The 11,789-nt window shown below is 65.3% G+C and carries 7 protein-coding genes; 5 read left to right on the top strand and 2 right to left on the bottom strand.

Annotated elements, in window-relative coordinates; translation table 11 throughout:
* Positions 1-642 precede the first annotated feature (642 nt).
* On the bottom strand, positions 643-2,079 hold the full coding sequence (locus AB3M82_RS03145; protein WP_412955529.1) for a zinc-dependent metalloprotease: 1,437 nt from the start codon (positions 2,077-2,079) through the stop codon (positions 643-645).
* A 117-nt stretch (positions 2,080-2,196) separates the two neighbouring features.
* Here AB3M82_RS03145 and AB3M82_RS03140 point away from each other — a divergent pair, with 117 nt between their 5' ends.
* Positions 2,197-3,285, top strand: coding sequence for a YlbL family protein (locus AB3M82_RS03140; protein WP_412955528.1), 1,089 nt, complete (start codon positions 2,197-2,199; stop codon positions 3,283-3,285).
* Between the two features lie 74 nt (positions 3,286-3,359).
* A complete protein-coding gene (locus tag AB3M82_RS03135) occupies positions 3,360-6,266 on the top strand; it encodes a UPF0182 family membrane protein (protein WP_412955527.1) in 2,907 nt (968 codons plus the stop codon).
* A 36-nt stretch (positions 6,267-6,302) separates the two neighbouring features.
* Here AB3M82_RS03135 and AB3M82_RS03130 read toward each other — a convergent pair whose 3' ends face one another.
* On the bottom strand, positions 6,303-6,644 hold the full coding sequence (locus AB3M82_RS03130) for a DUF7882 family protein (protein ID WP_412955526.1): 342 nt from the start codon (positions 6,642-6,644) through the stop codon (positions 6,303-6,305).
* 808 nt (positions 6,645-7,452) lie between these two features.
* Between AB3M82_RS03130 and AB3M82_RS03125 the strand changes: the two genes are divergently transcribed.
* The 3 genes from AB3M82_RS03125 to AB3M82_RS03115 are packed head-to-tail and all read left to right on the top strand — an operon-like array spanning position 7,453 to position 11,739.
* Positions 7,453-8,136: a DNA methyltransferase gene (locus AB3M82_RS03125; RefSeq protein ID WP_412955525.1), complete on the top strand. Its 684-nt coding sequence runs from the start codon at positions 7,453-7,455 to the stop codon at positions 8,134-8,136.
* The gene (locus tag AB3M82_RS03120) at positions 8,036-9,244 is read left to right on the top strand and encodes a DNA methyltransferase (RefSeq protein WP_412955524.1); all 1,209 of its coding nucleotides are present in this window, start codon (positions 8,036-8,038) and stop codon (positions 9,242-9,244) included. Before AB3M82_RS03125 ends, AB3M82_RS03120 begins: the two co-directional genes overlap by 101 nt.
* Positions 9,244-11,739, top strand: coding sequence for a DEAD/DEAH box helicase (locus AB3M82_RS03115; protein WP_412955523.1), 2,496 nt, complete (start codon positions 9,244-9,246; stop codon positions 11,737-11,739). Before AB3M82_RS03120 ends, AB3M82_RS03115 begins: the two co-directional genes overlap by 1 nt.
* Positions 11,740-11,789 lie beyond the last annotated feature (50 nt).

Below are 11,789 nucleotides of genomic sequence, written 5' to 3'. Positions count from 1 at the left end.
GCAGCACGAGGGGACCGATCGTCGCCCGTCCCGGACCGAGCGCCACCGGCAGATGAGGGATGTCGTCGCGAAGGAACGCGGCGAACCGCAGCGCCGCCGCCGCTCCCGGGACGACGACGACCGCGACGTCCCCGCGGTGCGAGGGGAGTCCGTCCGGCACGCCTTCGTCGGTGAGCGACTCGCGGAGACGGTGGTGGCATCGGGCGTCCGACACGTCGTGGCTCTCGACCCACGCGGCGTGCGGGAGGGGGGTCTCGTCGCGCAGGAACGGCTCCACGCGTTCGAGCAGCAGCCGCGCGGCGACGCGGGGAGCGCCCATCGCATGGGCGAGGACGTCGAACGAGGCGCGCCGGAACGGGCGGCGCAGGCGGGAGAGGAGCAGTTCGACCCACGGCTCCTGCGCGTCGACCAGGGCACCGTCGTCGACGCCGATCTGGATCGTGTGCTCATCCCTCCACAGCAGGGGGAAGGCAGGGTCCAGGCGCGTCAGGGCGCTCGACGTTCGCTGGGGCATCCGTCGATTGTCGGCACGCGGGCGGCTCGGCGGGCGGGTCACCGCGCATCGGTGGAGAAACTGCCGTAGTCCCCCCGGTTGGGGAGGAGAAGTGGTCGATCGCGTCGGTCGGGGAGCACCGGGCCGGGTCAGACCGGGCGGTCGCCGTCGGGTCGTTCGTCGCCGCTCTCGTCGTCCGGCGTGTCGCCCGAGCCGCCGTCCCGAGAAGCGTCCTCGTCGCCCCGGTCACCGGGGTCCTCCGAGAAGTCGTCGCCGTCGAGCAGACGCGCGAGCGCCTCGTCGAACTCGTCGGCGGCGGGCTGCTCGCCCCGTGCCGTCGCCTGCATGCGGGCCACCAGCGCCGTCGGGTCGTCGATGTCCTCCGCCGTCGGCATGAGATCGGGGTAGTCCCACAGCGCGTCCCGCGCACCCACCCCCACCGCGTCCGTCACGGCCTGCCACATCGCGGTGGCCTCGCGCATGCGGCGCGGGCGGAGCTTGAGACCGACGAGCGCCCCGAGGGCGTCCTCGGCGGGACCGCCCACGGCGCGACGGCGGCGTGCCGCCTCGGCCAGACGGGCGCCGTCGGGGAGACGGGAGGTCGCCTGGGCGGTGACCACGTCGACCCAGCCGTCGATCGTGGCGATCAGGTTCTCGAGCCGTGTCAGCGCCTCGCGCTGCGCCTCGGTCTGCGAGGGCAGCAGCGCGCCGCCCTCGATCGCTGCCCGCAGCTCCTCCGGATCCGACGGGTCCAGACGGCTGGCGACATCCTCCAGCGCATCGACGTCGACCGTGACGCCGCGTGCGAAGTCGGTGATCTGCGCCATGACGTGCAGGTGCAGCCACTTGGCGTGCCGGTAGAGGCGCGCGTAGGCGAGCTCGCGGGTGGCGAGGTAGAGCGCGATCTGATCCTCCGGGATCTCGAGCCCCTCGCCGAACGCGGCGATGTTCTGCGGGATGACGGCGGCGGTGCCCGCCGGGAGCACCGGGATGCCGACGTCGCCGCCCGAGACCACCTCACGCGAGAGGTTGCCGAGCACCTGCCCGAACTGGGCCGCGAACACGCTTCCGCCCAGCCCCCGCATCAGCTGTCCCGCGCCCTGCACGACGCCGCGCATGTCGTCGGGCACCTGGGCGTCGAGAGCGCTGGTGAGCGCATCCGCGATGCTGGTGGAGACCGGGCCCGCGATCTCCTTCCAGACCGGCAGCGTCTTCTCGACCCACTCGCCGCGGGTCATCGCCACCGGCGCCTGGGCGAGTTCGGAGATGGTCGTCGCCTCGCTGAGCCAGAGGGCGGCGAGCGAGAACGCGTCGCCCAGCGACGAGCGCGAGCCGTCGGTGATGCCCTGGCCGTCGCGGTTCGCGATGTGCAGAGCCTGTCGGAGGGTGTTCTCCCACGGGTCGCCGCCGAACGCGCCCTGCAGCTGCGACATGATCGTCTGCATCATCGCCGGGTCGAGCGCGAAGCCGTCCATGCCCTCGAAGGCGCCGCGGAGGGCCTCGGGGTCGATGTCGCCGCCCTGGCCGGACAGCATCCGTCGGAGGAACTCCTGGAAGTCCTCGGGTGTCGGGTCGTTGTCTGCCATGTCGATCGCCCTCTCAGCACGCCTATAGCCGTGCCATCTACGCTAGTCACAGGTTTCCGCGAGCGACCCCCCAGGCGGCAGATCGCTGTACGCCGCTCGCGAACGACGGAGGATGCTGTGCAACGAACGCGGCCTGTGAAGCTCGGACTCGGAGTCTGGGCGCTGATCGTCGCGCTCATCGCCCTCGTGGTGCTGACCTTCCTCCCCACGCCGTACGTGATCCAGCGTCCGGGTCCGGTCTACGACACCCTCGGCACGGCCGCCGGCACCGACGGCGAGGACGTGCCGCTCATTAGCATCGACGGCGCCGACACGTTCCCCACCGGCGGCACCCTCGACCTGACCACCGTGCAGGTCGTCGGCAACCGCGAGCGCACGCCCAGCTGGTTCGAGCTCGCGCTCGCCTGGACCGACTCCTCCCGGGCGGTCGTGCCGCTCGACTCGGTCTTCCCCGAGGGCGTGACCAGCGAGCAGCGCGACGAGCGCAACGCGACGCTGATGATCGACTCGCAGCACGAGGCGACGGCCGCGGCCCTCAATCAGCTCGACTACGACACCGGCGCGCAGGTCGTGGTCGTCGAGGCCGTCGACGACACCCCGTCCGACGGCGTGCTCGAGCCGGACGACGTCATCACCGGGATCGACGGCTCGCCGGTCACCTCGGCGAAGGAGTTGCGTCAGCAGATCCAGGACGCCGGGGGAGAGGCCGTCGACCTGACGGTGCTCCGCGACGGCGAGGAGCAGGACGTCGAGCTCACGCCGGAGGAGCACACCGAGGGCGGGACCACGACCTGGCTGATCGGCATCACGCTGCGCACGGACTACGACTTCCCCGTCGACGTCACGATCCAGCTCGACAACGTCGGCGGGCCCAGCGCCGGCATGATGTTCGCCCTCGGCATCATCGATCAGCTGACCCCCGGCGAGCTCAACGGCGGAGAGAACATCGCAGGCACCGGCACGATCGAGGCGGACGGCACGGTCGGGCCGATCGGCGGCATCCGTCAGAAGCTCTACGGTGCGCGGGACGCCGGCGCGGAGTTCTTCCTCGCCCCGGCATCCAACTGCGACGAGGTCGTGGGCCACGTGCCGGACGGTCTGCGGGTGATCCGCACGGCCACGCTCGAGGAGTCGCTGGACGCGCTGGAGGTCATCGCCGACGGCGGCGACGTCGACGAGCTCCCGGCCTGCACCGCCGTGCCCTGACCCTGCTGTCCCCGTGATCTCGCCGTGACCCGGATGACAGCCTGCGCACAGTGACGCGAGCCTAGGATGGAGAGGTGACCTCGACCTCAGCCCCGAACCCGGCCACTCCTCGAACCTCCCGACGCATCTTCGGCATCTCGCTCGCGATCATCGCCGCGCTGATCGCCGGATTCTTCGTGTTCGCCTCGCTCTACACGGAGTTCCTCTGGTTCGACCAGCTGGGCTTCACGGGCGTGCTCACCACGCAGTGGATCGCCACGGTGGTGATGTTCCTCGTCGGGTTCCTCGGCATGGCCGTGCCGCTGTTCGTCGTGATCCAGCTCGCGTACCGCCTGCGGCCGGTCTACGTGCGGCTGAGCTCGCAGCTCGACCGCTACCAGGAGGTCATCGAGCCGCTGCGCCGGCTGGCGATGTGGGGCATGCCGATCTTCTTCGGAATCTTCGCGGGCTTCGCGGCGGCGGGCAACTGGAAGACGGTCTGGCTGTGGGCGAACGGCGTCGCCACCGACAGCGTCGACCCGCAGTTCGGCATCGACACCGGCTTCTACATGTTCGCGATGCCGTTCTACTCGATCGCGCTGGCGTTCGCCTCGGCGGTGCTGCTGCTCTCACTGCTCGTCACCGCGCTCGTCTCCTACCTCTACGGCTCGGTGCGCATCGGGCAGGGTGAGCTGCGCATCTCGAAGGCCGCCCGCATCCAGCTCGCGGTCATCGCGGGTCTCTACCTCCTCGTGCAGGCGGTGAGCCTGTGGCTCGACCGCTACAAGACCCTCGTCTCACCGGACGACCGCATCACGGGTGCCGCGTACACCGGGGTCAACGCGACGATCCCCGGTCTCGCGATCCTGGCGATCGTGGCGGCGCTGGTCGCCGTGCTGTTCTTCGTGACCGCCGTCATCGGCCGCTGGCGCTTTCCTCTCGCGGCCACGGCGCTGCTCATCGTCGCCTCGCTGGTCGTGGGCGTCGGCTACCCCTGGGTGGTCACGACCTTCCAGGTGAAGCCGAACCAGAACGCGTACCAGGCCGAGTTCTACCAGCGGAACATCGACGGCACGAAGGCCGCGTACGACGTGGCCGACCTCGAGACGACCAGCTTCGAGGCCGAGACGGATGCCGAGGCGGGCCAGCTGCGGGCGGATGCCGACACCACGGCGTCGATCCGCATCATGGACCCGAAGGTCATCAGCCCGGCGGTGCGCCAGCTCGAGCAGTACCGCGCCTACTACCAGTTCGAGGAGACGCTCGACGTCGACCGCTACGAGATCGACGGCCAGATGCAGGACACGGTCGTCGCCGTGCGCGACCTCGACATCACGCGCCTCGGCGAGGGGGACAACTGGAACAACCGCGTGGCGGTGTACACCCACGGCTACGGCCTCGTCGCGGCGGCGGGCAACCAGCGCACGAGCGACGGCGAGCCGGTGTTCCTGGAGCGCGGCATCCCCTCGGCCGGATTCCTCTCCGAGCGGGAGGACTTCGAGCCCCGCGTCTACTTCGGTGAGAACTCGCCGGAGTACTCCATCGTCGGCGCCCCCGAGGGTCGCGACCCGGTCGAGATCGACTACCCGCGCGGCAAGGACGGCTCGAACGAGACGAAGACGACGTTCGAGGGCGAGGGCGGCCCGAGCATCGGCGACACCTTCACGAAGCTCCTGTACGCGCTGAAGTTCCAGTCGGAGCAGATCCTGTTCTCGAACCTCGTGAACGAGGACTCGCAGATCCTCTACGACCGCGACCCCAAGACGCGCGTGCAGAAGGTCGCTCCGTACCTCGAGCTCGACAGCGACCCGTACCCGAGCGTCGTCGACGGACGCATTGTCTGGATCGTCGACGGATACACCACCAGCTCGACCTACCCGTACTCCACGAGTGTGAGCCTGTCGGATGCGATCGCCGACTCGAACGTCCGGGCGCCGAACCTGGCGATCGACGAGATCAACTACATCCGCAACTCCGTCAAGGCCACCGTCGACGCCTACGACGGATCGGTGACGCTCTACGCGTGGGACGACGAGGACCCGGTGCTGAAGACCTGGCAGAAGGTCTACCCCTCGACCGTCAAGCCGATCAGCGAGATGTCGGGCGAGCTCATGAGCCACGTGCGCTACCCGACCGACCTCTTCAAGGTGCAGCGCGACATCCTGGGCATCTACCACATCGACACCGCGGGCTCCTTCGCCCAACAGGACAACCGGTGGCAGACGCCCAACGACCCGCGCAGCAACGACATGCTGCAGCCGCCGTACTACCTGACGATGCAGATGCCGGGGCAGGAGGGAGCGCGGTTCTCCATGTTCTCGACCTTCATCCCCGCGTCGCAGGGCGCCGGGAGCAGCCGAGACGTCCTGATGGGCTACCTGGCGGTCGATTCGGATGCCGGATCCGAGGCGGGCGTCAAGGCGGAAGGCTACGGTCAACTGCGTATGCTCGAGATCAACGACGACACCACGGTGCCGGGTCCCGGGCAGGTGCAGAACACGTACAACTCCGACACGGCGGTCGTACCGCAGCTCAACCTGCTCCAGCAGGGGGAGTCGGAGGTCATCTACGGAAACCTGCTCACCCTGCCGGTGGGTGGCGGTCTGCTCTACGTGCAGCCCGTCTACGTGCAGTCGTCGGAGGGCACGCAGCTTCCCCGTCTGCAGAAGGTGCTGGTCGCGTTCGGCGACCGGGTCGCGTTCGAGGACACGCTGACGGAGGCGCTGGACGCGCTGTTCGGCGGGGACTCGGGGGCGACGGGCGGTGACGACGAGGTCGAGCCGACGGAGCCGGACCCCGAGACGGGCGAGGTCCCCACGACCGAGGAGCCGGCGGCGCCGACCGACGCCGAGGCCGACGCGCTCGCGCAGGCGCAGCAGGCCCTGCTCGACCGTGACACGGCGCTGAAGGCAGGCGACCTCGAGGCCTTCGGCGAGGCCGACAAGCGCCTGACCGAGGCGGTCCAGAAGCTGCTCGACATGGAGCAGGGCGCGGCGGAGTAGTCCGCCTCCCCGCTCATCCGCGGCGTTCGGGGACGGTCAGATCAGACCCTCGCCCTCGTAGCCGGAGGGCCCGTCGTGGTCCTGCGGAGGTTCCGGGGTGAGGTACAGGCCCGAGGGCTGGGACGCCGTGACGGCCAGGTCCCGCATCCATGCATGGTTCAGGCGCGGCGGTCGGCTCCCGAAGTACTTGAAGACCAGCGAGCTGGAGGGATGGATCCAGACCGTGGTCCGGCCGCCTCCGACGCTGGCATCCTCGCGCCAGGAGAAGGGGAACGGCTCGCCGCGGCGCAGCTTCGCCGTCATGACGAGCTGGAGGTGCGTCAGAGCGCGATCCTCGATCTCGACCTTGGGCCCGCCCTCGTAGGTGAGTCGTCCCATGAGTTAGCTCCTCGGTGTGCGCGGCGGGTGCACGCTCCCGTCCGCGGGGTGACCCTTCAGGCTCGCACCTCCGTGCCGTGCCGCGAAGGGGCTTCCGTTCTCCGCGGAAACGGAGGATCGTGGCAGGCGTGTACCGGTCGCTCCTCCGCGGACGAGCAGGCGTCGACGGTGCGGGTGATCGTCGAGCTCTCCGGGGAAGGCGAAAGGCCCCCGATCCGAGGATCGGGGGCCTTTCTCTTGTTGCGGGGACAGGATTTGAACCTGCGACCTCCGGGAGCTGGGCGTACTAGACTCGAACCTTGCGGCAATTTGCGGTATCTGCTGCCGATCTGGGATTTCCCTATCTTCATGAAACCAACGCAAACCACCACAAATTGGCGATGACGACTGATTTCTGTCGAGCGAATCTGTCGAGCTCTGTCTCGGGCGTGTGTCCTGGCACAGACGGCGAGGGCGCCGGTCCTCAATGACGAGCCCCAGAAGGGTGACTGCTCTCTCACGAGGTGCATCAGTACGAGATCCTGCGACGGCGTAGGTGGCGCGGAGCCAACCTAGCGGCGCCCGAAGCTCTCAATTCCGAAGTAATCCCTGACTGTCGCGGAGAGCGCGTCAGAGGAAAGCCCTAGGTTTACGCTGCGAGTGGAGGCATCTTCAGAGTTGACTGCTTGGATCAGAGCTGATGCATGCTCCCAATGCTGATCGACCGCGACTCGCACCGAGGTAGGAGCTACGAGCGCTGGCTGGTCACACGCTTGGCTAAAGGCCTCAAGCCGGGAAGGAGCGCGAGGAAGACATCATCGCTGGGGCGATGGCTGTCCCTCTCCAGGTGATTCGAGAGTTCGGACAGCCTGACGAGTCGGGTTGGACTAACCAGCTGATCTTCGGGGACAACTTGCAGGCGGCGAAGACGCTGCTCGACATGAAGCGGAGCGGAGAGCTCAAGAGCGCTGACGGGCAGCCGGGCGTGCGCCTTGTATACATCGATCCTCCGTTCGCGTCGGCCCGAGATTTCGTCGGGGGCGATGAGGAACGCGCGTATCAAGACCGAGTCGTGGGCGCCGCCTTCTTGGAGTTTCTGCGCCGTCGACTCGTGATGCTGCGAGAGCTCATGGCCGACGATGGCTCCATTTTCGTGCACCTGGATTCGAAGAAGGGTCACTACGTCAAAGTCTTGATGGACGAGGTGTTTGGCGAGCGGAACTTCCGCAATGAGATTGTCTGGCACTACTACAACAAGATGCAGGGCAACATTAAGCGGTTCGCGTCTAACCACGACGTCATCTACTGGTACTCGAAATCCTCCACGTTCAATTTTTCGCCCCTCAAGGAGCTGCGCGAGGGGGGGAGCGGTCAAGCAACTCGCGCGGAGATGGGACAAGGAGACGCAGAAGGTGGTCAACGTGAAGGGGGAGGACGGCAAGGTGGTCTACCAAGAAACCGCCGTCAAGACTGTCGACGATGTTTGGCGTATGTCGATGCTCCAGCCCGCTGACCGCAGTCAGAACCAGAGGTACCCGACGCAGAAGCCAGAAGCGCTGCTGGAGCGAATCATGAACGCGACGACCAAACCCGGCGACCTCGTCCTTGATGCGTTCGCTGGGTCCGGCACAACGCCCGCTGTGGCCGAGAAGCTGGGGCGACGGTGGATCGCCATGGACTCCGGCAAGCTTGCCGTCTACACGATTCAGAAGCGAATGCTGACTCTCAAGGCGAATATAGGTAATAAGGGGCGAGACCTCACTCCCGCAGCATTCACTCTCAGCAATGCGGGGCTATACGACTTCGCGCGGCTCCGCGAACTGGCCTGGCCGGAGTGGCGATTCTTCGGCCTCAATCTCTTCGGATGTACTGATGAGCCGCACTCTGTTGCAGGCGTCGCCCTCGATGGATACCGCAACGGTGCGGACGTTCTGGTGTTCAATCATCGCCAGGATGGCGGCGTTGTTCTGGATCACGGATTCATCGACAACCTGCACTCTCAGATTGGCACGCGCTCAAGCGCGGACGTCTTCATCATTGCTCCGGCCGCCAGCGTGGCGTTCCTTGAGGATTACATCGATCGCGGCGATGTTCGCTACTACGTCTTGCGCATCCCGTACTCGATCGTCAACGAGCTCCACGACCGCCCGTTCGAAGCGCTCCGCCAACCGATCGGTTCCGAAGACGTGAACCGCACGGTGGATGCTGTGGGATTTGACTTCATTCAACAGCCGACCGTGCGATGCCGGTATTGGGAGGGAACCGAGAACGGACGGGGTCATGCGTACGTCCAGATCGAAGAGTTCCACAGTGAGGCGTTGGCTCGCGGCGCGACCGAGCGGGGCAACAGAGAGACCATCTCTGCAGTGCTGATCGACTACGACTATCCGTACGACCAGGCCGCGGACTCTAAGGCGGCTCCGCCTTTCGTGCTCGACGACGCCGTCTTTGCCGCGGAGCTCAAGGAGAACGCGTGGACGTTGAGCATTCCTTTGAAGAAATTGGGTGAGTTCGTGATGATCGTCTACCTTGATGTGTTCGGCAACGAGTACACGGAGGTCAAATCCCGCAGCAGTTTCAGCGCCGGGGTGGATGCGATGGCGCCTGGAGGAACTAGCTGATGTCCGCTGTGACGACCTCCTTTACTAACACGGACCTTGTGCTCAAGGTGACAAAAGCCATCGATCCCAGTGTGCTGGACCTGACACCGTTTGAGCCGTTTCTCGATGCTCTGTGCGGCACACGCGACTATCAGAAGGATGCGATTCGGGTAACGCTGAGGTATCTGGCCGGTGGGCGCTACGAGAACGCTCGCGCACTGATGCTCGAGAATCTCGACGCGACGCCCACCCTGCGCGAAGTCTACGGAACCGAACTCGCCGCCGAGCGAAAGCTGTTGTTCCCTGACCAGTTGTCGTGCAGCCTCGACCTCGCGACCGGCACTGGCAAGAGCTATGTGATGTACGGTGTCGGCGCAATCATGCTCGCCCTCGGAGCTGTCGACCAAGTGCTCGTCCTTTGCCCGTCGCTGACGATCGAGGCTGGACTCACCGAGAAGTTCAAGAGCCTGGCCGCAAGTGAGGCCCTTCGAGCGGCGATGCCAGATGCTGTCGCCTACGCCGCGCCTGCTGTAATCAACGGGACCGAGTCCATCGTGCCGGGCAGCTTGTGCGTCGAGAACTTCCACGCGACGTTCGTCTCCTCACGGAGCTCGATCCGACCTACGCTCGCAGGGAAGGGTGAGCGAACTCTGATCTTGAACGACGAGGCGCATCATCTGCACTCCACGGCGGAGATGCGCCGGTGGGCGGAGTTCGTTGCTGACGCGGACCTCGGCTTTCGCTACGTCGTGGGTCTCTCAGGCACCTGTTACGTCGACAACTCCTACTTCCCGGATGTGATCTTCCGATATTCGCTTAGAAACGCTATCGACGCCGGTGTTGTGAAGACGATCGACTACGTCGCCGAGGATTCCGCGGGGCCGCAAGATGAGAAGCTACAGAAGATCTACGACAACCATCAAGGCAACAAGAGCTTCTACCGCAAGGTCAAGCCGCTAACACTGCTCGTCACGCGCGACATCGCGGCTGCCAAGCGTCTAGCCTCTGAGGTTGCCTCATTCGTCGGGGAACGAGAGGGACTCACGGCAGATCAGGCGGCTTCCAAGGTGCTCACGGTCACATCGGATCCGGACCATCGCCGAAACGTAGTCAGCTTGGGATCTGTCGACCAAGTTGATAGCTCCGTCGAGTGGATCGTCTCAGTGAGCATGCTCACCGAGGGGTGGGACGTCAAGAACGTGTTTCAAGTTGTCCCGCACGAGGAGCGCGCCTTCTCAAGCAAGCTTCTTATAGCCCAGGTGCTGGGAAGAGGGCTACGCGTTCCGGATTCATACCGAGGTGAACGACCCATCCTCACAGTCTTCAATCACGATTCGTGGTCCTCGCGAATTCGGCACCTCGTCGACGAGGTGCTTGAGATCGAGAGCCGATTGGTTTCGCAGGTTGTATCGAAAGAGGTCGACTACAATTTCGACCTCCAGAACATCGACTACAGCAAATCACAGGAAGCGGAAGAGCACGAGGCGCCCGCCGAGTACGACTTCTCCAAGGGGTACGTCACGCTGGTCTCGCAGGTTTCGGAGCTAGAGCGTGAAACCACATACAGCCGCGTCCTCAGCGGTAGTCAGCGCCATAAACGAACTCTGATCCGTTACCGCATGTTCACGATCGACGAGGTCGCCGAGCATATTCACTCCAAGTTCCGAGCGATCGATCTTGAGGAGTCGACTGAGTACGCGAAGAAGTACTCCCTCAGCTGGTTGCAAAGCCTCATTCGTGAGTCGCTCGAGAGAGTTGGGGAGACTAGCGATCAGGTCAGCGAAGACAATCGACAGAGACTCCAGTCGGCTTTCGGAGTGGTGCATCGAAAGTCGAGCCACACAGTTCGCTACGTGTCGAGGCCAAACGAGGTCGTCACGTACTCGACGGCGGAACGTCGTCGAGACAGCATCAACGTTTCCGCGCTGAGACGCGGCGATGCCACTGTGTTCATAGATGAGGACTCGCGCGGGCTGAGCGAAGAAGAGACGCAGCGAGTTCTGAGCGACGTCTTGGAGGATGACTCGTTGCCGCGATCAGCGGTTGAAGAGGTAGCAAATAAGTTCCTGTTCAAGACTCCTCAGAACATCGTGATCGCTAACCATAAGCCCGAGAGGCTGTTCATCAAGGAGTTGGTGAAGGCCGACAACGCCGCAGCCTTGGTGGGTTGGATCAAGTCCACCGATCAGGACTTCTACGATATCGAGTTCGGTTGGCGGAAGGGGGAGCACTTCCGCCGGGGGCATTTCAACCCGGACTTCTTCCTCGCAACGAACGACCGAGTTGTCGTCGTCGAGATCAAGAGCGATGACGAGATCGACGAGCCATCGGACGAGAACCGTGCGAAATACGCAGCGGCTAAGGCGCACTTCGCCGCTCTCAATGCGATGCGGGAAGACGACAAGTACACCTTCCACTTCTTGACTCCGCGCGACTATGGCGCGTTCTTCCAGTTCTTGCGGGAGGGGCGCGATGGCTACTCGTCGACGCTGGATGCGGTGCTGGAGTCGTCCTGACGGCTAGGTGAGAGCTGCGTCGTCCGTAGGGGCGGGCGCATGTGGCGACG

It is taken from the genome of Microbacterium californiense (genome assembly GCF_047246625.1).
Classification (GTDB): domain Bacteria; phylum Actinomycetota; class Actinomycetes; order Actinomycetales; family Microbacteriaceae; genus Microbacterium.
The sequence above is the reverse complement of the archived record's forward strand: the minus strand, read 5'-3'. Positions and strand labels throughout refer to the sequence as shown.